Origin of the sequence: Pseudomonas sp. Root71, from assembly GCF_001429045.1 — a bacterium.
Taxonomy (GTDB): Bacteria; Pseudomonadota; Gammaproteobacteria; order Pseudomonadales; family Pseudomonadaceae; genus Aquipseudomonas; species Aquipseudomonas monachiensis.
This window is the reverse complement of the sequence record NZ_LMHY01000012.1, coordinates 463,088-486,156: the sequence shown is the minus strand read 5'-3', so window position 1 is coordinate 486,156 and position 23,069 is coordinate 463,088. Positions and strand designations below refer to the sequence as shown.

Genomic DNA, 23,069 nt, shown 5'->3' with positions numbered 1-23,069 from the left:
CGCCTGACGCGGCACCGCTATATATAGTGGCAACAAGGTGAGGTCAAGCGCAGGGTTTTGCGCGCACCCAGCTTATGGCTTGTTGAAAAGGCTTTCTTCGGCCTGCACCAAAGCAAAGCGTGGCACCTGTTCGCCGTCAACTTCGACGGACTCCAGGAACATGCTCAAGGGACGCACCCAAAAGCCGTAATCGCCATACAGGGCTTGATAGAAGACCACTTCTTCTTCGGTTTCCGAATGCCGCGCAACACTGAATACGCGGTACTGCGGACCTTTGTAATGTTGGTAGAGCCCAGGTTGTATCGGCATGCTTTGGCCCTCACTGAATTTTTTCAAAATAAAAACAAAAATAAATCCGGAAAAACAAAAACCGGGGCACTTGGCCCCGGCTTCCATCAACGAGACGCTTAAACGCGTTCGAAGACGGTGGAGATGCCTTGGCCGAGACCAATGCACATGGTGGCTACCCCGAAGGTACCGCCATTCTGCTTCATCACATTGAGCAAAGTGCCGGAGATACGCGCACCGGAGCAACCGAACGGGTGGCCCAGGGCGATCGCGCCGCCGTGCAGGTTAACCTTCTCGTTCATCTTGTCGAGCACTTTCAGATCTTTCAGCACTGGCAAGGCCTGTGCGGCGAAAGCTTCGTTGAGCTCGAAGAAGTCGATGTCGGAGATACCCAGACCCGCGCGCTTCAATGCTTTTTGTGTGGCCGGTACTGGACCATAGCCCATGATTGCCGGATCCACACCTGCCACCGCCATCGAACGAATCACCGCCAGAGGCTGGATGCCCAGGTCCTGTGCGCGCTGCGCCGACATCACGATCATGCACGAGGCACCATCGGTGATCTGCGACGAGGTACCGGCTGTCACGGTGCCGCCCTTCGGATTGAACGCCGGCTTCAGAGCCGCCAGGCTTTCCAGGGTGGTTTCCGGACGAATGGTTTCGTCGTAGTCGAAGGTTTTCAGGAAACCGTTCTCGTCGTAGCCCTGCATCGGGATGATTTCGTCCTTGAACTTGCCTTCCACGGTCGCCTTGTGGGCGAGTTGGTGGGAGCGCACGCCGAAAGCATCCTGCTGCTCGCGAGTGATGCCGTGCATCTTGCCCAGCATTTCCGCGGTCAGGCCCATCATGCCCGAGGCTTTCGCCGCGTACAGCGACATGTGCGGGTTCGGATCGACACCGTGCATCATGCTCACGTGACCCATATGCTCGACGCCGCCCACCACGAAAACGTCACCGTTGCCGGTCATGATCGCTTGCGCGGCAGTGTGCAGTGCGCTCATGGACGAGCCACACAGGCGGCTGACGGTCTGGCCGGCCGAGGTGTGCGGGATCTGGGTCATCAGCGACGCCATGCGCGCGATGTTCCAGCCCTGCTCCAGGGTCTGGTTCACACAGCCCCAGATCACGTCTTCCACTTCGTTCGGGTCGACCTTGACGTTACGTTCCAGCAGTTTGCTGATCAGGTGCGCCGACATGTCTTCGGCGCGGGTGTTGCGGTGCATGCCGCCCTTGGAGCGGCCCATCGGAGTACGACCGAAGTCGACAATCACGACGTCTCTAGGATTCAAGCTCATAAGTTCACTCTCACTCTAGTTGGGGGCGCTTAACCGAAGAAGCTCTGGCCGTTCTTGGCCATTTCGCGCAGCTTCGCGGTCGGGTGGTACAGCGCGCCCAAGTCAGCGTACTGGTCAGCCAGGGCAACGAACTCTGCCACACCGATCGAGTCGATGTAGCGCAGCGCACCGCCACGGAATGGAGGGAAACCGATACCGTAGACCAGACCCATGTCGGCTTCGGCAGCGGTTTCGACGATGCCGTCTTCCAGGCAACGCACGGTTTCCAGGCACAGCGGGATCATCATCCAGTTGATGATGTCTTCGTCGGTGACTTCGCGCTGTTCGTAAACGATCGGCTTGAGCACTTCCAGTACCGAGGGATCGGCGACTTTCTTCTGCTTGCCTTTCTTGTCGGTCTCGTAGGCGTAGAAGCCCTTGCCGTTCTTCTGGCCCAGGCGCTTGGCTTCGTAGAGCACGTCGACGGCCGAGCGACGGTCGTCCTTCATGCGGTCCGGGAAGCCTTCAGCCATCACGTCACGACCGTGGTGACCGGTGTCGATGCCGACCACGTCCATCAGGTAGGCCGGGCCCATAGGCCAGCCGAATTTTTCCATGACCTTGTCGATACGGACGAAGTCCACACCGGCGCTGACCAGCTTGGCGAAACCGCCGAAGTACGGGAACAGGACACGGTTGACCAGGAAGCCCGGGCAGTCGTTGACGACGATCGGGTTCTTGCCCATTTTCTTGGCGTAGGCAACGGTGGTGGCAACCGCCAACTCGCTGGACTTCTCGCCACGGATCACTTCCACCAGCGGCATCATGTGCACCGGGTTGAAGAAGTGCATGCCGACGAAGTTTTCCGGACGCTTGAGGGCCTTGGCCAGCAAGGTGATGGAAATGGTCGAGGTGTTGGACGCCAGAATGGTGTCCTCCTTGACCTTGTCTTCGACTTCAGCCAGTACCGCTTGCTTGACCTTGGGGTTCTCGACGACCGCTTCCACCACCAGGTCCACGTGACCGAAATCACCGTAGGACAGGGTAGGACGAATGCCGTTGAGCACTTCAGCCATTTTCGCGGCGGTCATGCGACCTTTATCAACGCGGCCAACCAGCAGTTTGGCGGCTTCGGCCAGACCCTGCTCGATACCGTGCTCGTTGATGTCCTTCATCAGGATCGGCGTGCCTTTGGAAGCCGACTGATAGGCGATACCGCCGCCCATGATGCCGGCGCCCAGTACGGCGGCCTGCTTCACGTCCTTGGCGATTTCGTCGTAGGCCTTGGCCTTTTTCTTCAGTTCCTGATCGTTCAGGAACAAGCCGATCAAGCTCTGCGCGGCAGAGGTCTTGGCCAGCTTGACGAAACCGGCAGCCTCGATTTCCAGCGCCTTGTCGCGACCGAAGTTCGCGGCTTTCTGGATGGTCTTGATCGCTTCAACCGGCGCCGGGTAGTTCGGGCCAGCCTGACCGGCCACGAAACCCTTGGCGGTTTCGAAAGCCATCATTTGTTCGATGGCGTTCAGCTTGAGTTTTTCCAGCTTCGGCTGGCGCTTGGCCTTGTAGTCGAACTCGCCGGAGATGGCGCGCTTGATCAGTTCCAGCGCGGCGTTCTGCAGCTGCTCAGGAGCTACCACTGCGTCGACGGCGCCGACTTTCAGCGCGTCCTCAGGACGGTTTTCCTTGCCGGCGGCAATCCACTCGATGGCGTTGTCGGCACCGATCAGGCGCGGCAGGCGCACAGTACCGCCGAAGCCTGGGTAGATGCCCAGCTTGACTTCCGGCAGACCGATCTTGGCCTTGGTGGACATGACGCGGTAGTCCGCCGCCAGGCACATTTCCAGACCGCCACCCAACGCGATGCCGTTGATGGCAACAACAGTCGGGACGTTGAGGTCTTCGAAATCGCTGAAAATCTTGTTGGCTTCGAGGTTGCCAGCAACAAGTTCTGCATCCGGCAGCTTGAAGTTGTCGACAAATTCGGTGATGTCGGCGCCGACGATGAACACGTCCTTGCCACTGCTGACGATCACGCCCTTGATCGAAGCATCTGCCTTGATGGTGTCTACGGCCTGACGCAGTTCGTTCAGGGTTAGACGGTTGAACTTGTTGACGGACTCACCCTTGAGGTCGAACTTCAGTTCGACGATGCCACTTTCAAGAGCCTTAACCGTGATGGCTTTACCTTCGTAAATCATCAACTGATCTCCACGATATGGAAGCTGAACAGTACACGTCGGACGCAGGCGAACGGCTTGGCAGGGACGTTGATCGTCAATGCTACGCCCATTCCCCCGGCACACCCGCCAACGCGATAGTCGGGATTCTGTAGGAGCGGTCTGAAATACAAACGCTCAATTCATACGCCCGTTTGATTTGGGTACGTCACCTTCACGGAATTTCCGACAATTGTCAATCGCCCAAAACACGGGTTGAAACGCGACTTTCCGGTCATATCCGTACTGCGAAGACCTTAAACACGCCGAAACATGCAAGGTCATTCATAGAATCAATTGTTAGAAAATTCGCCCTAATTCGCTGCAGCCCGTGTTTAACAAGCTACGCTGGCGAAACCTGGAGGAAAATTGTGAACGCTTTTGGCGAATGCCCAGCGTAAGATCAGCCAACACCGATTACCGGCCTGCCTGGCCAACCCGCCCGATGATTTTGTCGGGCTTTTTATTGCCTGATGATTTTTACTGGCTGCGGTGTCAGGCCAGCGCCTTGAGGGTGGCATCGATCCGTTGCAAAACCTCGGCCTCGCCCTTCTCGCCCCAATACAAGGCGATTATTTGCTTGTCGGCCTCGACCTTGAAGACATTGCCTGGCAATTTTTCGAAATGATCGAGCAACGAACGATCTTCACAGATTTCCTGCCACTGATTGACCCAGACACCCGGTGATTTTTGCCAGTAACTCCAGCACGCCGGCTGACGGCCGCGCCGCGGACGATGGTACTGGGCGCAAGGGCTCGGCGGCTCCTGGCTGAGCCAGTGTGGCCACTCCTGAGGTGCCAATTGCATGGCCAGTCCGATGCGCCGGGCCTCCATCCGCAAGGCTATGCGCCCGCTCTGAACTCGCGACGGCCGCAACCATGCCAGTGGGCTCAGCACCACCAACAGGATTGACACCACTATCCAGACCGTCATATCTGTACTCCCGAATTTGAATGAGCCCATTGTGTCACTTTGGAACCAATGCGCTTGAAACCAGCCATACTTACCAATATTGCATCCCTCAGGAGGAGCACCTCATGCCCTACAACCATATTCTGGTCGCTGTAGATCTGACCGAAGAGTGCGACCCTGTGATTCACCGCGCTCGCGAACTGTCGGTGAGCAACGGTGCGAAATTGTCGCTGGTGCACATTGTCGAGCCGATGGCGATGGCCTTCGGCGGCGACGTGCCGATGGACCTGTCACAACTGCAACAACAGCAGTTCGATCAGGCCAAGGAGCGTCTTGACCGCCTGATCCTGAAATATCCGGAGCTCTCCAGGGAATACAGCCACCTGACCTACGGCCAGCCACGCCAGGAGATCCACCACCTGGCCAAGGAGCAAACCTGCGACCTGATCGTGGTGGGCAGCCATGGCCGGCACGGCCTGGCACTGCTGCTGGGCTCCACCGCCAATGACGTGCTGCACGGCGCGCCTTGCGATGTGCTTGCTGTACGCCTGCAAACCAAAAGCTGACAACACAAATCATTGTGGGAGCGGGCTTGCTCCCACATTGGATCTACGGCAGCCCGCAGATCGCATTGCATATGAAAAGCCCGGCGTTCATCACTGAGCGCCGGGCTTTTTTATTGCAGGATCAATCAGGCATCCAGCTCGGCCCAACGCTCGACCATGATGTCGAGCTCAGCCTGCAATTGCTCCAACTGAGCAATCACCGCTGCCGTTTCGGCCGCAGGACGCTGGTAGAAACCGGCATCCGCCATCTGCGCTTCAACGGCGGCAATCTGCTGCTCCATGGCTTCGATCTGCCCCGGCAACGCTTCCAGCTCGCGCTGCAACTTGTAGCTGAGCTTTTTCTTTGCCACTGGCGCTTCGACCGCTGCCGCAACCGGCGCAGGCTCGGCCTTCACCACCGCGGAGTTCAGGTCGGCCTTGCCGGACTTGCTCTCGGTCACGCCCAACAGGCGCGGCGAGCCGCCCTGACGCAGCCAGTCCTGATAGCCACCGACGTACTCGCGAACCTTGCCTTCACCTTCGAAGACCAGAGTGCTGGTAACCACGTTGTCGAGGAATGCCCGGTCGTGGCTGACCATCAGTACGGTGCCGTTGAAGGTCAGCAAGACCTCTTCGAGCAATTCGAGGGTTTCGACGTCGAGGTCGTTGGTCGGTTCGTCGAGTACCAGCAGGTTCGCCGGCTTGCTGAACAGCTTGGCCAGCAACAGACGGGCACGCTCACCACCGGACAGCGCCTTGACCGGCGTGCGGGCACGCTGCGGGCTGAACAGGAAGTCGCCGAGGTAGCTCAGCACGTGGCGGCTCTGGCCATCGATATCGATGAAGTCGCGACCTTCGGCCACGTTGTCGATCACGGTCTTTTCCAGGTCCAGCTGATGGCGCAACTGGTCGAAGTAGGCGACATCGATCCGGGTGCCCTCTTCCACTTTGCCGCTGGTCGGTTGCAGACCGCTGAGCATCAACTTCAGCAACGTGGTCTTGCCGGTACCGTTGGCGCCAAGCAGGCCGATACGGTCGCCACGCTGCAGCACCATGGAGAAGTCCTTGATCAGGAACGGCCCGCCCGGGTGAGCGAAGCTCACATTCTCGAGCACCATGACCTGCTTGCCGGACTTGTCGGCGGTATCGAGCTGAATGTTGGCCTTGCCGGTACGCTCACGACGCTCGCTACGCTCGACGCGCAAGGCTTTCAGTGCACGGACACGACCTTCGTTACGGGTGCGACGGGCCTTGATGCCCTGGCGAATCCACACTTCTTCCTGGGCCAGGCGCTTGTCGAACAGCGCGTTGGCAGTGGCTTCGGCAGCGAGTTCAGCTTCCTTGTGCACCAGGAAGCTGGCGTAGTCGCCGTTCCAGTCGATCAGGCCACCGCGATCCAGTTCCAGGATGCGGGTTGCCAGGTTCTGCAGGAAAGAACGGTCGTGCGTGATGAACAGCACGGCGCCCTGGAAATCCTTCAGCGCTTCTTCAAGCCAGGCGATGGCACCGATGTCCAGGTGGTTGGTCGGTTCGTCGAGCAGCAGCAGGTCCGGCTCGGACACCAGGGCCTGGGCCAGCAGGACGCGACGACGCCAGCCGCCGGATAACTCGGCGAGGGTCTTGTCGGCCGGCAGTTGCAGGCGGCTCAAGGTGCTGTCGACGAGGGTCTGCAAACGCCAGCCATCGCGGGCTTCGAGGTCGTGCTGGACGTGCATCAGTTTGTCCAGATCGGCGTCGGTGACGATATTCTGGCTCAGGTGGTGATATTCGGCGAGCAAGGCGCCAACACCATCCAGGCCTTCGGCCACTACGTCGAACACTGTCCGCTCGTCGGCCACCGGCAATTCTTGCGGCAATTCGCCGATCTTGAGCCCGGGTGCGCGCCAAACGGAGCCGTCATCGGGCTTCTGGTCGCCCTTGACGAGCTTCATCATGCTGGACTTGCCAGTGCCGTTGCGGCCGATGATGCACACCCGCTCACCACGGGCGATCTGCCAGGACACCTTGTCCAACAACGGCATAGCGCCGAAAGCAAGGGACACATCGCTGAATTTGAGCAGGGTCATGAGCTTCTCCAAAAACCGGGCGCGCATTCTACCTGACTTGAGGCTTCAGAAGGCCGGCAATTTCACTCTCGCAGCACTCTGAAGGACAAATGTTGCGAACTGATGCGGTAAGACCCGCAAAGCTTTCACCGGCTGCTGGCAAAAGGCTAAGCTACAGACAATTCAGCGCGGGCCTGGCCCGCGCTTGTCATGATTTTTCTCTGCCCGGACGTCTCATGCGCAGTCGCCTTTTCAATCTTTTATCTGCTTTTTTACTGTCTGCCGCTGCCGTTCAATCCGCCCAGGCGGTGGACCTGTCCACCCAACGCCAGTATTACGATGAAGCCAAGCGCGCCCTGGCCAAGGGCGATAGCGGCCCGTATTTCCGTTACAGCCAGGCCCTCGCCGATTATCCGCTGGAACCCTACCTGGCGTACGACGAGCTGACCGCGCGCCTGAAAACCGCGAGCAACGCCGAAATCGAGAAATTCCTCGCCGAACACGGCGACCTGCCCCAGGCCAACTGGATGAAGCTGCGCTGGTTGCGCTGGCTGGCGGACCGGGGAGACTGGGCGACCTTCGTCAAGTATTACGACCCGAAAATGAACTTCACCGAACTGGACTGCCTGAATGCGCAGTACCAGATCAGCCACAACCTCAAGGCCGAAGGTTATGCCAACACTGAAAAGCTCTGGCTGACCGGCAAATCCCAGCCCGAAGCCTGCGATGCCCTGTTCGGCATGTGGGCCGCCGATGGCCAGTTGACCGAGCAAAAACGCTGGGAACGCGCGAAACTCGCCGCCCAGGCGCGCAACTATCCGCTGGCCAACAGCCTGGTCAATGGCATGACCACCCTCGCACCTCGCGGTCGCTTGCTGGTGGACGTGGCGCAGAAACCGGAACTGCTCAACCAGCCGTCACGCTTCGCCCCGGCCGATGAAGCCATGTCCGACGTGGTCAGCCTCGGCCTGCGCCGCCTGGCTCGCCAGGATCCGGACAGGGCCATGAACCTGCTCGACGGTTACGCCAGCAGCATGCATTTCTCCCGGGATGAAAAAGTCGCGATCGCCCGGGAAATCGGGCTGAGCCTCGCCAAACGTTTCGACGGTCGTGCCCTGGACGTCATGACCAAATACGATCCGGAACTGCGCGACAACACGGTTTCCGAATGGCGCCTGCGCCTGCTCCTGCGCCTGGCGCGCTGGGACGATGCCTACCAGTTGACCCGCCGCCTGCCCCAGGACCTGGCCACCACCAACCGCTGGCGTTACTGGCAGGCCCGCAGCCTGGAACTGGCGCAACCGCAGAATCCGGAAGCGCAGACACTCTATAAAAACCTGGCCCGCGAACGCGACTTCTATGGCTTCCTCGCCGCCGATCGCTCACAGTCGCCCTACTCGCTGCTCAACAAACCGCTGGTACTCAGCCAGGCCACCATCAACAAGGTGCGCAACACTCCCGGCGTGCGTCGCGCCCTTGAACTGCACGCTCGCGGGCAAATTGTCGACGGTCGCCGCGAGTGGTACCACGTCAGCCGCCACTTCAGCCGCGACGAAATGGTCGCCCAGGCCAAACTGGCCTACGACCTGAAATGGTATTTCCCGGCGATCCGCACCATCAGTCAGGCCCAGTATTGGGATGACCTGGATATCCGTTTCCCGATGGCCCACCGCAATACGCTGGTGCGTGAAGCGAAGAACCGCGGCCTGCATCCGAGCTGGGCGTTCGCCATCACCCGCCAGGAAAGTGCGTTCATGGACGACGCCCGCTCCGGGGTCGGCGCCTCGGGCCTGATGCAACTGATGCCCGCCACCGCCAAGGAAACCGCGCGCAAGTTCAGCATTCCCTACAGCTCGCCACAGCAACTGCTGGATCCGGACAAGAACATCCAGCTCGGCGCCGCGTATCTGAGCCAGGTGCACAGCCAGTTCAACGGCAACCGCGTCCTCGCCTCCGCCGCCTACAACGCCGGCCCCGGCCGAGTGCGCCAATGGCTGCGCGGCGCCGATCACTTGAGTTTCGACGTGTGGGTGGAAAGCATTCCGTTCGACGAAACCCGCCAGTATGTGCAAAACGTGCTGTCGTATTCGGTGATCTATGGCGAGAAGCTCAATTCACCACAGCCGATCGTGGACTGGCATGAGCGGTATTTCGACGATCAATGATTCAAATCGACCCGCAAAAAAAGCCCGCATCACAGATGCGGGCTTTTTTGTTGCTCAGAATTTCTTTGCCGACTTGAGCCGTGCGAAGACCTGTTTTCCAAGCTGGGTCAGGCGATACTTTTGTGCTGGACTACTTGGCGACTCAGGATGGGTCATCTCTATCCATTCGACCGCTAATGCAGGCCTGAGATAGTTAGTCCGAAAGGTCGCCTTGTGCACCAATCCGATGTCAGCCATCAATTCGCTGATCTTTCGCGGACCGTTAAGATGCAGCGCAGAAAGCAACTTCTCTACTGGGTCGCTTACTGGGTCGGTTACTGGGTCGATTTCTGGCTCACCCTGTACCGCCTCCGATAGTGCAAGGCTCATGGCTCGCAACATGAACTCTACGAAAGGCGTTGATTCGGCCAAAAGATCGGCCGCCGACAATGCCGCGTAGTACGCCTCCTGCTGATCCCGAATCACGGCCTCAACCGGCAAATAAGATAATACCGGGCGCCACTGACTGAGTATCAGGGTTTGCCAAAGGCGTCCCATACGTCCGTTACCGTCAGCGAAGGGATGGATGAACTCAAATTCATAATGAAAGACGCAGCTGGTAATCAGCGGATGCCAGTCCGAGGCACCAAGCCACGCCAACAAGTCATCAATCAAGTGCACAACGCGACTCGGCGGCGGCGCCATATGGATCAACTTATCGCCACGATAGATACCCACGCCGGTTCGACGAAACTGCCCGTATTCATCAATCAATCCGCCCATCAGTAATTCATGGGCACGCAGTAAATCGGTCCGGCTACTTGGCTGCCAATCAGGCATGGCTTCGTAAGCAGCAAACGCATTTCGTACTTCCTGGATTTCCCGAGGCAACCCCAGCACACGCTGCCCTGCCAGAACGGCAGTCACCTGCTCGATGCTCAGCGAATTGTTTTCGATGGCCAAAGAAGCCTGAATCGTTCGAATCCGATTGCCACGACGTAACTGAGGTGTCTGCAGGCGTTCGTCCATAGCCGTAAGCTGACCGATCTGTTCGCTGATATCGGCGATCAGCGACAACATTTTCGTCGTCAAGGTCAGCGGTGGTTGATAACGGCTCATATCCTCATCCGGGCTCATAACAGAGGACGACATAATGCCCGAACCGGGCGTCATTCATCAGTAGTCATTCATGCCGCTTCATGTCCATCACTAAACTGCAACGCCGCCAACCGCGCATACAACGCATTACTGGCGATAAGCTCCTGATGCGTGCCCACCGCTACCAGCTTCCCCTGATCCATCACTGCGATGCGATCGGCGTTTTTCACCGTGGCCAGGCGATGGGCTATCACCAGGGTGGTGCGGTTTTTCATCAGGCTTGGCAGCGCCTGCTGGATCAGGTGTTCGCTCTGGGCATCGAGGGCGCTGGTGGCTTCGTCCAGGAGCAGGATCGGCGCGTCCACCAGCAACGCGCGGGCGATGGCCAGGCGTTGGCGCTGGCCACCGGACAAGCCGAGACCGCCGTCCCCCAGATGAGTCTGGTAACCGTTGGGCATGGCTTCGATAAAGTCATGGGCGTAAGCGATTTTTGCCGCCTCCTGCACCTCGGCCAAGGTCGCCTGTGGATTGCCGTAGCGAATGTTTTCTTCAATGCTGCCGAAAAACAGCGCCGGGGTTTGCGACACCAGGGCGAAACAGCGGCGCAGGTCCAGCGGGTCGAGTTGAGTCAATGGCACGCCATCGAGCAGGATGCGCCCTTCGGCCGGGTCGTAAAATCGCAGCAGCAAGTCATACACCGTGGATTTACCGGCCCCTGATGGCCCGACCAGCGCCAGCGTCTCACCAGCATTGACGGTCAGGCTCAAGCCGTCGACAGCATAGCTTTGCGGCCGCGACGGGTAGGAAAAACGCACATTGTGCAGTTGCAACTGGCCTTCGACACGCTCGGGCAGTTTCACCGCGCCCGCCACTGGCGCCAGGATGATGTTTTCTGAGCGCAGCAACTCGGCAATCCGCTCGGCCGCGCCGGCTGCCCGCTGCAACTCGCCAATCACTTCGCTCAAGGTACCGAACGCGCTGCCGACGATCAGGCTGTAGAACACGAACGCCGCCAGCTCGCCGGCGGAAATCCGCCCGGCGATGACGTCCATGCCGCCGACCCAGAGCATCACCCCGACCGCGCCCAATACCAGCACGATCACCAGGGTAATCAGCCATGCCCGCTGGAAGATGCGCTTGCGTGCGGTGTTGAACGCCTCTTCCACGGTCACGGCAAACCGGCGCTCGTCCTGGGCCTGATGGTTGTAGGCCTGCACGGTCTTGATCTGGCCCAGGGTTTCGGACACATAGCTGCCGATATCGGCAATCCGGTCCTGGCTCAGGCGTGAGAGGTTACGCACCCGGCGCCCGAAGATCAGGATCGGCGCGATCACCAGGGGCAAGGCAACCACCACGATGCTGGTGAGCTTGGGGTTGGTGATGAACAACAGGATGATCCCGCCGATCACCATCAACAGATTGCGCAGGAACAACGACAGCGAAGAGCCGATGACCGATTGCAGCAGCGTGGTGTCGGCGGTCAGGCGGGACTGGATTTCCGAGCTGCGATTGTCTTCGTAAAACCCCGGATGCAGGTAAATCAGGTGATTGAACACGTTGCGGCGGATGTCGGCGACGCAGCGCTCGCCGATCCACGACACCAGGTAAAACCGTGCAAAGGTTCCGATCGCCAACCCCGCCACCAGTACCATGAACAGACCGATGGACTGATTGAGCAGGTGCGGTGACTGGGTCATGAACCCCTTGTCCACCAGCAGGCGGATGCCCTGCCCCATGGACAAGGTGATGCCGGCGGTGGCGATCAACGCCAGCAAGGCGCCAATGGCCTGCCAGCGATACGGCGCAATGAAACGGCTGGCCAGGCGAATGGCACGGCGGTGACGGGCAGAGAGCATCGTAATTATCCTGGACAAGGCAGTCATTAGGGTCAGCCTATACCGCTCAATGGGGTGGCTCGCTGCAAATCACAATGAGTCCGGTTGATTATGTCCACCAACACTAGAGGCTAGACGCTATTGGTCTAAAGTTCGGGTAGCCAGGCGAAGGCATTTCTGCTGGACTGGTTCTGTCCCCCCGGAAAGATCGCAGGGAGTTGTCATAGCCCGGTCACCTGGCGGTTCTACAGTGAGCTAACAACCTGATGAGGAGACAGGCCATGTCCTTGCAACACAGCAGCGATGACAAGATTCAAGTGATCCGCACGCAACCAGACCAGTCTCTGGGTTGCTCGATTATTGACGAGCAGGGTCGCGAAGTACCGATCACTGAAGAAATGATCCAGAAAGCTTGCAGCGAACTGGAAAAGCGATTGGTCAAACCTGCCGAACAAAAGTGATATAGCCACCGTCTTCTTGACCCGGCCCATTGTTGGCCGGGTTTTTTATGCCTGCTTATCCAATCCGGGACTGTGGCGCGCCCTTCGCGAGCAAGCCCGCTCCCACAGGGGATCCGGGTCGTACACAACATTTGTATCCAACGCGGCTCCTGTGGGAGCGGGCTTGCCCGCGATAAGGCCAATGCGGTCTTTAAACCAGTGTCGCCCCCAACGCCGCCACAATACGCTGCAACTGCGGCGCATCCCCCTCGATCCGCACCTGCAACCCGTCGATCTCGCGGCGCGACGGGTATTGCTTGCGCAACACATCGAATGCCGCACGCTGCTCGCTGACACTGCCGACAAGACTGCGACGGAAATCGGCATCGTCACGACGCGGGTCATACACGCCACGGCACAGCATCGCCAACGCCCAGGCCGGGTCGCTTTGGGCATTGAGGGTCACGTGCGAAAGCCACGGTGCCGGTAGCAAATCGCCCAGGCTGACGCGGGCCGGTTGCCCGAGGAAATCGCAATACGCCTGATAAATCTGCGCGGTGCCCCGCTGCTTGCCGTCGAGGCTGTAACCGGCAATGTGTGGCGTTGCCAGCACGCAGAGCTCGGCCAGCGCCACGTCGACCTCAGGCTCGCCTTCCCAGACATCGAGCACTGCTTGCAGGTCTTCGCGCTCCAGCAGCACATCGCGCAGTGCCGCGTTGTTGACCACCGGCCCGCGACTGGCGTTGATCAGCCAGGTGCCGGACCGGAGCTGATTCAGACGTTGTTCATCGAACAAGTGCCAGGTCGATTGCTGGCCCTGCTTAGTCAATGGCGTGTGCAGGCTGATGACGTCGCACTCATCGATGATCTGCTCGAGGTTGACGTAATCCCCTCCTTGCGCCGCTTGCCGAGGTGGATCGCACACCAGCACTTTCCAGCCCAGGCCTTGCAGGACCTTGACCAGCCGCCCACCCACTTCGCCAGCACCAACCACCCCGTAAGTACGCCGGGTCAGGTCGACGCCTTCGATTTCGGCCAGGGTCAGCAGGCTGCCGAGCACATAGTCGACCACGCCACGGGCATTGCAGCCCGGTGCGCTGGACCAGGTGATGCCGGCCTGTTTGAAGTAATTCAGGTCCAGATGATCGGTGCCGATGGTGCACGTACCGACAAAGCGCACCTTGCTGCCCTCGAGCAGAGCGCGATTGACGTTGGTCACCGAACGCACCAACAGAACATCGGCCTGCTCGACCGTGGCGCGGTCGATGGCACGACCCGGTACCCGGCGGATTTCGCCGAAACCCTCGAAGAAGGCATCGAGCAGGGGGATATTTTCGTCGGCAACAATCAGCATGGCAGGCTCCTTTGGCGGATCGGCAGTTTAGGCGTAGATGCGGGTGGTGGGCCAGCGGGCATTGTTCACTTGTGTCTGAAGCGCAAGTTACTTTGTGGGAGCGGGCTTGCTCGCGAAAGCAGTGTGCCAGGCAACATTAATGGTGACTGACACTCCCCCTTCGCGAGCAAACCCGCTCCCACAGGTTTTGATTACAAATCGGTAACACGGGTCTTTTCCTGACTGCCGCGTCAACGCGTAGAATGCGCGCCTGTGCATCAATACCTTTTGGACGTTTCGCCATTGAATCCTGTAATTGAGAATACCGCCGCCATTGCTCCGGCGCGGACGACCCCCGTTCGCCTGGAGCTAAAAGGCCTGCTCAGCCTGGCCCTGCCGATCATGATCGCGCAACTGGCAACCACGGCCATGGGCTTCGTCGATGCGGTGATGGCCGGCCGCGTCAGCCCACGGGACCTGGCCTCGGTGGCCTTGGGCAATTCGATCTGGATTCCGGTCTACCTGTTGATGTCCGGCGTCCTGCTGGCCACCACCCCCAAGGTCGCGCAACGCTTTGGCGCCGGGCAACTTGACGAAATCGGCCCGCTGGTACGCCAGGCGCTGTGGCTGGCACTGTGTGTCGGGTTGATCGGCAGTGGCCTGCTGCTCGGCGCCGAGCCAATCCTGCACTGGATGAAAGTCGATCCGCAATTGATCGAGCCGAGCATGGGGTACCTGCACGGGATCGCCTTCGGCTTGCCGGGCATGGCGTTTTATTACGTGCTGCGCTGCTACAGCGATGGCATGGGCCGTACCCGCCCGAGCATGGTCATCGGCTTGTGCGGGCTACTGCTGAACATCCCGTTGAACTACACGTTGATCTATGGCCATTTCGGCGCACCGGCCCTGGGCGGCGTCGGGTGCGGCTGGGCCAGCGGCATTGTGATGTGGTTCATGGCGTTGAGCATGGCCGGCTGGACCTTCTGGGCCCCCTTCTATGCCCGCACCCGTGTGCTGGTACGCTTCGACCGCCCGAAATGGGCCGTGATCAAGCGTCTGGTCAGCATTGGCCTGCCGATCGGTATCGCCGTGTTCGCCGAGTCCAGCATCTTCGCGGTCATTGCCCTGTTGATCGGCAGCCTTGGCTCCACCGTGGTGGCCGGGCATCAAATCGCCCTGAATATCAGCTCGTTGCTGTTCATGATTCCTTATTCGCTGGGCATGGCGGTGACCGTGCGCGTCGGCCAGGCACTGGGAGCCGGTAATCCCTGGCAGGCGCGCTTCGCGGCGAAGGTCGGGCTCGGCGCGGCACTGGTGTTCGCGGCGTTCTCGGCGGCCCTGATCCTGCTCCTGCGCGAACCTATCGCGTCGATCTACACGCCTGACAAGGCCGTGATCCAGATTGCGTCGATGTTGATTGTGTACGCCGCGCTGTACCAGTTTTCCGATGCCATCCAGGTGATCTGCGCGGGTGCGCTGCGTGGATACCAGGACACCCGGGTGACGATGATCCTGACCTTGTTCGCCTATTGGGGCATCGGCCTGCCGGTCGGCTACGTGCTGGGACTGACCGACTTGTTCGGTCCGGCCAGCGGCCCGAGCGGGCTGTGGGAAGGCTTGATTGCCGGTTTGAGCTGTGCGGCGCTGATGCTGTCGATCCGCCTGACGCTCAGTGCGCGCCGACGGATTCGTAACAGCCGCTCGGCGGGTTGATTGCACAAACAAAAAGACCTGCTTTTGCAGGTCTTTTTTTGGCTACCGTTAAACAGACTTCTTGCGAATCCAGTAGAGGTAGGTGCCCTCATCTTCGTGCTGCGCCACCAGTTCATGGTCGAGAAACACGCAGAACTTGGGAATGTCGCGACGGGTCGAGGGGTCAGTGGCGATTACTTTGAGCAGGCCGCCGGGCACCAGGTCACGGATGTGCTGGTGCAGCATCATCACCGGCTCGGGGCAGTTGAGGCCGGTGGCGTCGAGGGTGCCGTCTACCGGCGTATCAAGCATTTCACTCATGATTCACTCCTGAAACTGGCCGGCATTGTCGCGCATTGCCGGGTGTAACGTCATCTATGGCATAACGCCGTACCCTGTGGGAGCGAGCTTGCTCGCGATGGCGTCAGGTCAGTCAACATTGATTTCAACTGACCCACCGCTATCGCGAGCAAGCTCGCTCCCACAGGGACTTGCGTGATCAGCGGGTTTTCGGCTTCTTCACATCCAGCCGGCGCAAATGGCAGGTCACTTCCTCGCGGTCGTGGTACAGCTGCTTGCAGCCGATCTCCACCTTGATGCCCCGGGCCTTGAAGCCATCGGCAATGCGCTCGAGCAAGCGCTTCACTTCGGCATAGCGCTGTTTCATCGGCAGCTTGAGGTTGACCACCGCCTCGCGGCAGTGGCCGTCGCCGATCCACTCTTCCAGCATCGCAGCGTTGCGCGCCGGCTTCTCGACGATGTCGCAGACCATCCAGTCCACCGGTTGCTTGGGCTTGAAGGTGAAACCGTCAGCCATCAAGTGCTGCACCAGACCGGTGTCCATCAGGCTTTCGGCCATCGGGCCGTTGTCGATGGCGGTCACCAGCATGCCGCGGTTGACCAGTTGCCAGGTCCAGCCACCGGGGGCGGCACCCAGGTCAACGCCGGTCATGTCGCCATGCAGGCGTTCGTCCCACTGGTCACGCGGGATGAAGTGGTGCCAGGCCTCTTCCAGCTTCAGCGTCGAGCGGCTCGGGGCCTCGCGGGGGAACTTCAAACGGGGAATGCCCATCGGCCACATCGCCGAGTTGTTCGACTCCGCCAGGCCCATGAACACTTCGCGGCCGCTCTTGAACGTCAACAGCAAACGCGGTTTGTGGGCATCTTCCACCAGCTTGCCGGCCGCCATCAGTGCCTTGCGCAGATGCACTTCGAATTTCTTGCAGAAGTTCGACAGTTCCTTGCCGTCGTTGGTGTCGACCATTTCCAGCCACAGGCTGCCGCACAGAGGAAAGTCCGCCATATGCGCAAGGATCACACTGATGCGGTCGGTTTCCGGCAGATCGATGAAGATCCCCCGAGCCCACTGGCGCGGAAAGATCAGCTCGGCGAAACGCTGCCCGCGCATCAGGCGCTCGGCGCCGTCTTCTTCGGTGCAGACAAACTCGGCGCAGGCAGTTGCCGCCTTGGCCTTGGCATATCCGGCCACGTTCAAGCGCGCGGCGAGGTCGGAAATCTCGGAACAGACTTCGCCTTCGAAGCCCGGCCGGCAATGCATAAAGAGGGTGTTCATTCTTACTCCTGGGCAATGGCGAGGAATTTCGGCCACTGCGCGATGCCCAGGCTTGCGTTGAAGCAAAGCCTGTCACGAAAACCCGCGCATGATAGCCGACTTCGGAACCCCGGACTCAGCGATAGAGTCCAGTTATTAGCCTTAAGCAGCAAAGAGGACTAGGTTTAGTCCTCTGCCCGTCCCCTCTGTCCGTAGCCGTGCGGACTCAAAGGAGTGATCGCAATGCCGTCCCTCGATAGCCTGAATACGCTCAAGACCCTGCAAGTCGGCAACAAGACCTACCACTACTTCAGCCTGCCCGATGCCGCCAAAAGCCTGGGCGACCTGGACAAGCTGCCGATGTCGTTGAAAGTCCTGCTGGAAAACCTGCTGCGCTGGGAGGACGAAAAAACCGTCACCGGCGCCGACCTCAAGGCACTGGCCGCGTGGCTCAAGGAGCGTCGCTCCGACCGCGAAATCCAGTACCGCCCGGCGCGGGTGCTGATGCAGGACTTCACCGGTGTACCGGCGGTGGTCGACCTGGCCGCCATGCGTGCGGCGATGGCCAAGGCCGGCGGCAATCCGCAGCGGATCAACCCGCTGTCGCCGGTGGACCTGGTGATCGACCACTCGGTGATGGTCGACAAGTTCGCCAGCAGCAGCGCCTTCGAGCAGAACGTCGACATTGAAATGCAACGCAATGGCGAACGTTATGCGTTCCTGCGCTGGGGCCAGAGTGCCTTCGACAATTTCAGCGTAGTGCCGCCGGGCACCGGGATCTGCCACCAGGTGAATCTTGAATACCTCGCCCGCACCGTCTGGACCAAGGACGAGGACGGCCGCACCTATGCCTTCCCCGACACCCTGGTGGGCACCGATTCCCACACCACCATGATCAACGGCCTCGGCGTGCTTGGCTGGGGCGTCGGCGGTATCGAGGCGGAAGCGGCGATGCTCGGGCAACCCGTATCGATGCTGATTCCCGAAGTCATCGGTTTCAAACTCACCGGCAGACTCAAGGAAGGCATCACCGCCACCGACCTGGTGCTGACTGTGACCCAGATGCTGCGCAAGAAAGGCGTGGTGGGCAAATTCGTCGAATTCTACGGCGATGGCCTTGCCGACCTGCCCCTGGCCGACCGCGCGACCATCGCCAACATGGCCCCGGAATACGGCGCCACCTGCGGTTTCTTCCCGGTGGACGACATTACGCTGGAATACCTTCGCCTGTCCGGCCGGCCCCTGGAATCGGTGCAACTGGTGGAGGCCTACAGCAAGGCCCAGGGCCTGTGGCGCCTGCCCGGCCAGGAACCCGCCTTCACCGACAGCCTGGCGCTGGACATGGCCAGCGTTGAAGCCAGCCTCGCCGGACCAAAACGTCCACAGGACCGGGTGTCGCTGCCCAACGTCGCGCAAGCATTCAGCGACTTCACCGACCTGCAATTCAAGCCCACCAGCAAGGAAGAAGGCCGCCTGGAAAGCGAAGGCGGTGGCGGTGTTGCCGTCGGCAATGCCGATATGGCCGGCGAAGCGGATTACGACTACGAAGGCCAGACCTATCGCCTGAAAAACGGCGCCGTAGTCATCGCCGCGATCACCTCCTGCACCAACACCTCCAACCCCAGCGTGATGATGGCGGCCGGGCTGGTGGCGAAGAAGGCTGTGGAAAAAGGCCTGAAACGCAAACCCTGGGTGAAGAGCTCGCTGGCCCCCGGCTCGAAAGTGGTGACCGACTACTATAAGGCGGCCGGCCTGACCCAATACCTCGATGAATTGGGCTTTGCCCTGGTCGGCTATGGCTGCACCACCTGCATCGGCAACTCCGGGCCGCTGTCGGAGCCCATCGAGAAAGCCATCCAGCAAGCCGACCTCACCGTGGCCTCCGTACTCTCGGGCAATCGCAACTTCGAAGGCCGGGTGCATCCGCTGGTGAAAACCAACTGGCTGGCCTCCCCGCCGCTGGTGGTCGCCTACGCGCTGGCCGGCACGGTGCGCACCGACCTCACCCGCGAGCCGCTAGGCGATGACAAGGATGGCAACCCGGTTTACCTGCGGGACATCTGGCCAAGCAGCAAGGAAATTGCCGACGCCGTGAATCAGGTGAACACCGCCATGTTCCACAAGGAATACGCCGAAGTGTTTGCCGGTGACGCGCAATGGCAGGCGATCAAGGTTCCGCAGGCGGCGACCTATGTCTGGCAGGACGACTCGACCTACATCCAGCATCCGCCGTTCTTCGACGACATCGGCGGCCCGCCGCCCGTGGTCAAGGATGTCAGCGGCGCCAGGATCCTCGCACTGCTGGGCGACTCGGTGACCACCGACCACATCTCCCCGGCTGGCAACATCAAGGTCGACAGCCCGGCAGGGCAATACCTGCGCGACAAAGGCGTGGAACCGCGAGACTTCAACTCCTATGGCTCGCGGCGTGGCAACCATGAAGTGATGATGCGCGGCACCTTCGCCAATATCCGCATACGCAACGAAATGCTCGGCGGCGAGGAAGGCGGCAACACCCGCTACATTCCCACCGGCGAAAAAATGTCGATCTACGACGCCGCCATGCGCTATCAGGCTTCAGGTACACCACTGGTGGTGATCGCCGGCCAGGAATACGGCACCGGCTCGAGTCGCGACTGGGCCGCCAAGGGCACCAACCTGCTAGGGGTGAAAGCGGTCGTCGCCGAAAGCTTCGAACGAATTCACCGCTCCAACCTGGTGGGCATGGGCGTGCTGCCGTTGCAGTTCAAGCTGGATCAGAACCGCAAGAGCCTGAACCTGGGTGGCAGCGAGACCCTGGACATCCTCGGCTTGACCGGCGTCGAGCTGACACCACGGATGAACCTGACGCTGGTCATCACCCGCGAAGACGGCAGCAGCGAGAAGATCGAGGTGTTGTGCCGCATCGATACGCTCAATGAGGTGGAGTACTTCAAGTCGGGGGGGATTTTGCATTATGTGTTGCGGCAGTTGATTGCTTCGTAACGGACGACCGACACAAACACCGCCTTCGGGCGGTGTTTGTATTTGGGCTGCGCTTATAATCGCAGCCCTCAGGACACCCCCCATCTGTGGCGAGGGAGCTTGCTCCCGCTCGACTGCGAAGCAGTCGCCAGCCCTGCAGATGCATTTCATCTTGCACACCGGGTTGATTGTTATTGGGGCCGCTTCGCAGCCCAGCGGGAGCAAGCTCCCTCGCCACAAAAGCTATTCATCTCTAAGGACTTCAAATGATTGCCCTGCCATGGACGTTTCTGGCCCTGCTTTCCTTCGGCTACGGCCTGGCGCTGACCTACGGCCATCTCGGCTGGCTCTCGGCAATTTCGGTGTTCCTGTTGCTGGTCGCAGGTGTCGCCGTCCGCCAACGCGACATCCCTTTTGCCCGCTACCTCGGCCACGGCCTGTTCATCGTCCTGACCCTGGCATTGGCGACGCATTGGCTACCCGGCTTCTATAACGGTCGCGTTATCGATCCCCAGCGTTTTACCGACGATGCCGTGTCATTCGCCATGCACCTGAACCTGGACAAACCGCTGATCGGCTTCTGGCTGTTACTGGTTTGTCCGTGGATTGTCGGTCGCCGTTCACTTCGGTTGTCGCTGTATGCCACCGCCCTGGCCCTGACCTTGAGCGCCATGCTGGCATTGGGCGGTGCGCTCTTGTTGGGGGTCATCGCCTGGTCGCCGAAATGGCCGGATCAAGCCTGGCTGTGGTTGGTGAACAATCTGCTGCTAGTGACGCTGGTCGAAGAAGCGCTGTTCCGTGGCTACATTCAGGGCGGCCTGAGCCGACACCTCAAAGACCGGCCCTACGGTGAACTTCTCGCCCTGCTGCTGGCGTCATTGGTCTTCGGCCTGGCCCATATCGGCGCAGGATGGCAGTGGGTATTGCTGGCAACGCTGGCCGGGGTCGGCTATGGCCTGGCCTACCGGTTCGGCGGGCTGGGCGCCGCCATTGCCAGTCACTTTGGCTTGAACCTGCTGCATTTCGGCCTGTTCACCTATCCGATGCTCGCCGGCTGACGCAAGGGTCATTTTGCGACGCATCGCTGATTATCGAAAAATAAGCTCAACAATCCGCCGGCTTCGCCGATACAGCACTTGAAAGCCTTGCGGATTAAAAAAGCCATGCGTAACAACCAGCCAATTACACAACGCGAGCGGACCTTCCCGGCTCAGCAACGGTTGATTTCCACCACCGATGCCAAGGGCATGATCACCTACTGTAACGACGCTTTCGTCGAGATCAGCGGGTTTTCCCGAGAGGAACTGATCCGTGCACCGCACAATCTGGTCCGTCACCCCGACGTCCCGGCCGCGGTGTTCGCCCACATGTGGGACACGCTGAAACAAGGCTTGCCATGGATGGGCATTGTCAAGAATCGCTGCAAGACCGGTGATCATTACTGGGTGAACGCCTATGTGACACCGGTTTTCGAAGGCAAACAGGTGATCGGTTACGAGTCGGTACGGGTCAAGCCCACCGCCGAACAGATCCGCCGCGCCGAAGCGCTCTACCAACGCATCAACCAGGGCAAGTCGGCCATTCCCTCCTCGGATAAATGGCTGCCGATCCTGCAGGACTGGCTGCCGTTCATCCTGGTCAGCCAATTGAGCTTCATGATCGGTGCATCGCTGAACTCCCATTGGGGGTTTGCCCTGGCTGCCGGTCTTTCGGTGCCGCTGGGTCTGATGGGCCTCCAGTGGCAACAGCGAGGCCTCAAGCGTTTGCTGCGCCTGGCCGAGCAAACCACCTCCGATCCGTTGATCGCACAGATGTACACCGACAGTCGCGGCGCCCAGGCGCGCCTGGAAATGTCCATCCTGAGCCAGGAAGCACGCCTGAAAACCTGCCTGACGCGTCTGCAGGACACGGCCGAACACCTGACCGATCAGGCCAGACAGTCCGACGCCCTGGCGCACAACAGCTCCAGCGGCCTGGAACGTCAACGGGTCGAAACCGAACAGGTGGCCACCGCGGTCAACCAGATGGCCGCCACCACCCAGGAAGTCGCCAGCCACGTGCAACGCACCGCCGACGCCACCCAGGAAGCCAATCGCCTGACCGGTCGCGGTCGTGACATCGCCGGGGAAACCCGCGAAGCCATCCAGCGCCTGTCGGTGGTGGTCGGTGAAACCGGCGTGACCGTGACCCAACTGGCCAAGGACAGCAACGAAATCGGCGGCGTGGTCGATGTGATCAAAGGCATCGCCGACCAGACCAACCTGCTGGCGCTGAACGCCGCCATCGAAGCGGCCCGTGCCGGCGAGATGGGTCGTGGTTTTGCGGTGGTGGCCGACGAAGTCCGTCAACTGGCGCAACGCACCAGCGAGTCCACCGGGCAGATTCATGCGCTGATCGCCAAGCTCCAGCAAACCGCCAGCACGGCCGTGCAAACCATGGAGGCCGGGCACCGTCAAGCTGAAGAAGGCGTGGCGCGGGTACTGGAAGCGGACCAGGCACTGGTGGGGATCAGTGAAGCGGTGGCCAACATCACCGACATGACCACCCAGATCGCCGCCGCGACCGAAGAGCAAAGCGCCGTGGCCGAAGAGATCAGCCGCAACATCAGCAACATTTCGCAACTGGCAGACCAGACCTCGGAACAGGCACAGAACTCGGCGTTGTTGAGTGAAGAGCTGACCAAGACTGCCAATACACAGTATTCGTTGGTGGAGCGGTTTAACCGCTGATT

17 protein-coding genes are annotated in these 23,069 nt (G+C 60.3%); 7 read left to right on the top strand and 10 right to left on the bottom strand.

Annotated features, from left to right (window positions below):
- Positions 1-72: 72 nt before the first annotated feature.
- The 4 genes from ASD95_RS12240 to ASD95_RS12225 all read right to left on the bottom strand — a co-directional run bounded on the left by ASD95_RS12240 (position 73) and on the right by ASD95_RS12225 (position 4,711).
- Positions 73-309: a DUF1653 domain-containing protein gene (locus ASD95_RS12240; protein WP_008050054.1), complete on the bottom strand. Its 237-nt coding sequence runs from the start codon at positions 307-309 to the stop codon at positions 73-75.
- A gap of 98 nt (positions 310-407) precedes the next feature.
- Entirely contained in the window at positions 408-1,583 is a 1,176-nt protein-coding gene (gene fadA, locus ASD95_RS12235; protein WP_008023006.1) for an acetyl-CoA C-acyltransferase FadA, read from the bottom strand.
- Between the two features lie 29 nt (positions 1,584-1,612).
- Positions 1,613-3,760, bottom strand: coding sequence for a fatty acid oxidation complex subunit alpha FadB (gene fadB, locus ASD95_RS12230; RefSeq protein ID WP_056721995.1), 2,148 nt, complete (start codon positions 3,758-3,760; stop codon positions 1,613-1,615).
- 513 nt (positions 3,761-4,273) lie between these two features.
- Positions 4,274-4,711 (bottom strand): hypothetical protein, encoded by a 438-nt coding sequence (locus tag ASD95_RS12225; protein WP_056721993.1) that lies wholly within the window; start codon positions 4,709-4,711, stop codon positions 4,274-4,276.
- Positions 4,712-4,815: 104 nt separating this feature from the next.
- Between ASD95_RS12225 and ASD95_RS12220 the strand changes: the two genes are divergently transcribed.
- Complete coding sequence (locus ASD95_RS12220; protein WP_007974054.1) at positions 4,816-5,256, top strand: universal stress protein; 441 nt, start codon at positions 4,816-4,818, stop codon at positions 5,254-5,256.
- Positions 5,257-5,381: 125 nt separating this feature from the next.
- Here the strand turns inward: ASD95_RS12220 and ASD95_RS12215 are convergent, their stop codons facing one another.
- Positions 5,382-7,301, bottom strand: coding sequence for an ATP-binding cassette domain-containing protein (locus ASD95_RS12215; protein ID WP_056721991.1), 1,920 nt, complete (start codon positions 7,299-7,301; stop codon positions 5,382-5,384).
- Between the two features lie 215 nt (positions 7,302-7,516).
- Here ASD95_RS12215 and ASD95_RS12210 point away from each other — a divergent pair, with 215 nt between their 5' ends.
- Complete coding sequence (locus tag ASD95_RS12210; RefSeq protein WP_056721990.1) at positions 7,517-9,445, top strand: transglycosylase SLT domain-containing protein; 1,929 nt, start codon at positions 7,517-7,519, stop codon at positions 9,443-9,445.
- A gap of 54 nt (positions 9,446-9,499) precedes the next feature.
- Here ASD95_RS12210 and ASD95_RS12205 read toward each other — a convergent pair whose 3' ends face one another.
- Together ASD95_RS12205 and ASD95_RS12200 are read right to left on the bottom strand one after the other, a co-directional pair.
- Positions 9,500-10,543, bottom strand: a complete 1,044-nt coding sequence (locus ASD95_RS12205) for a Fic family protein (protein ID WP_056722307.1) — start codon at positions 10,541-10,543, stop codon at positions 9,500-9,502.
- Positions 10,544-10,611: 68 nt separating this feature from the next.
- Positions 10,612-12,378: an ABC transporter transmembrane domain-containing protein gene (locus ASD95_RS12200; protein ID WP_056721988.1), complete on the bottom strand. Its 1,767-nt coding sequence runs from the start codon at positions 12,376-12,378 to the stop codon at positions 10,612-10,614.
- Positions 12,379-12,638: 260 nt separating this feature from the next.
- Between ASD95_RS12200 and ASD95_RS12195 the strand changes: the two genes are divergently transcribed.
- On the top strand, positions 12,639-12,818 hold the full coding sequence (locus ASD95_RS12195) for a PA1571 family protein (protein WP_046041374.1): 180 nt from the start codon (positions 12,639-12,641) through the stop codon (positions 12,816-12,818).
- Between the two features lie 190 nt (positions 12,819-13,008).
- Here ASD95_RS12195 and pdxB read toward each other — a convergent pair whose 3' ends face one another.
- Entirely contained in the window at positions 13,009-14,151 is a 1,143-nt protein-coding gene (pdxB, locus tag ASD95_RS12190; RefSeq protein ID WP_056721986.1) for a 4-phosphoerythronate dehydrogenase PdxB, read from the bottom strand.
- 282 nt (positions 14,152-14,433) lie between these two features.
- On the opposite strand from pdxB, the gene ASD95_RS12185 reads away from it, so the two are divergent.
- A complete protein-coding gene (locus tag ASD95_RS12185; protein ID WP_056722306.1) occupies positions 14,434-15,843 on the top strand; it encodes an MATE family efflux transporter in 1,410 nt (469 codons plus the stop codon).
- A gap of 48 nt (positions 15,844-15,891) precedes the next feature.
- On the opposite strand, the gene tusA is transcribed toward ASD95_RS12185, so the two are convergent.
- On the bottom strand, positions 15,892-16,143 hold the full coding sequence (gene tusA, locus ASD95_RS12180) for a sulfurtransferase TusA (protein ID WP_056721984.1): 252 nt from the start codon (positions 16,141-16,143) through the stop codon (positions 15,892-15,894).
- A gap of 178 nt (positions 16,144-16,321) precedes the next feature.
- Positions 16,322-17,395, bottom strand: a complete 1,074-nt coding sequence (gene rlmM / locus ASD95_RS12175; RefSeq protein WP_056721982.1) for a 23S rRNA (cytidine(2498)-2'-O)-methyltransferase RlmM — start codon at positions 17,393-17,395, stop codon at positions 16,322-16,324.
- Between the two features lie 222 nt (positions 17,396-17,617).
- Here rlmM and acnA point away from each other — a divergent pair, with 222 nt between their 5' ends.
- From acnA to ASD95_RS12160, 3 genes are all read left to right on the top strand, one after another.
- Complete coding sequence (gene acnA, locus ASD95_RS12170; RefSeq protein WP_056721981.1) at positions 17,618-20,359, top strand: aconitate hydratase AcnA; 2,742 nt, start codon at positions 17,618-17,620, stop codon at positions 20,357-20,359.
- Positions 20,360-20,604: 245 nt separating this feature from the next.
- Complete coding sequence (locus tag ASD95_RS12165) at positions 20,605-21,396, top strand: CPBP family intramembrane glutamic endopeptidase (protein WP_056721979.1); 792 nt, start codon at positions 20,605-20,607, stop codon at positions 21,394-21,396.
- Positions 21,397-21,501: 105 nt separating this feature from the next.
- Positions 21,502-23,067 (top strand): methyl-accepting chemotaxis protein, encoded by a 1,566-nt coding sequence (locus tag ASD95_RS12160; protein ID WP_056721976.1) that lies wholly within the window; start codon positions 21,502-21,504, stop codon positions 23,065-23,067.
- Positions 23,068-23,069 lie beyond the last annotated feature (2 nt).

Bases quoted from the DNA above. Each gene is read 5' to 3' on its own strand.
- ASD95_RS12240 (WP_008050054.1), bottom strand. From the start codon at position 309: ATGCCGATACAACCTGGGCTCTACCAACATTACAAAGGTCCGCAGTAC.
- fadA (WP_008023006.1), bottom strand. From the start codon at position 1,583: ATGAGCTTGAATCCTAGAGACGTCGTGATTGTCGACTTCGGTCGTACT.
- fadB (WP_056721995.1), bottom strand. From the start codon at position 3,760: ATGATTTACGAAGGTAAAGCCATCACGGTTAAGGCTCTTGAAAGTGGC.
- ASD95_RS12225 (WP_056721993.1), bottom strand. From the start codon at position 4,711: ATGACGGTCTGGATAGTGGTGTCAATCCTGTTGGTGGTGCTGAGCCCA.
- ASD95_RS12220 (WP_007974054.1), top strand. From the start codon at position 4,816: ATGCCCTACAACCATATTCTGGTCGCTGTAGATCTGACCGAAGAGTGC.
- ASD95_RS12215 (WP_056721991.1), bottom strand. From the start codon at position 7,301: ATGACCCTGCTCAAATTCAGCGATGTGTCCCTTGCTTTCGGCGCTATG.
- ASD95_RS12210 (WP_056721990.1), top strand. From the start codon at position 7,517: ATGCGCAGTCGCCTTTTCAATCTTTTATCTGCTTTTTTACTGTCTGCC.
- ASD95_RS12205 (WP_056722307.1), bottom strand. From the start codon at position 10,543: ATGAGCCGTTATCAACCACCGCTGACCTTGACGACGAAAATGTTGTCG.
- ASD95_RS12200 (WP_056721988.1), bottom strand. From the start codon at position 12,378: ATGCTCTCTGCCCGTCACCGCCGTGCCATTCGCCTGGCCAGCCGTTTC.
- ASD95_RS12195 (WP_046041374.1), top strand. From the start codon at position 12,639: ATGTCCTTGCAACACAGCAGCGATGACAAGATTCAAGTGATCCGCACG.
- pdxB (WP_056721986.1), bottom strand. From the start codon at position 14,151: ATGCTGATTGTTGCCGACGAAAATATCCCCCTGCTCGATGCCTTCTTC.
- tusA (WP_056721984.1), bottom strand. From the start codon at position 16,143: ATGAGTGAAATGCTTGATACGCCGGTAGACGGCACCCTCGACGCCACC.
- rlmM (WP_056721982.1), bottom strand. From the start codon at position 17,395: ATGAACACCCTCTTTATGCATTGCCGGCCGGGCTTCGAAGGCGAAGTC.
- acnA (WP_056721981.1), top strand. From the start codon at position 17,618: ATGCCGTCCCTCGATAGCCTGAATACGCTCAAGACCCTGCAAGTCGGC.
- ASD95_RS12165 (WP_056721979.1), top strand. From the start codon at position 20,605: ATGATTGCCCTGCCATGGACGTTTCTGGCCCTGCTTTCCTTCGGCTAC.
- ASD95_RS12160 (WP_056721976.1), top strand. From the start codon at position 21,502: ATGCGTAACAACCAGCCAATTACACAACGCGAGCGGACCTTCCCGGCT.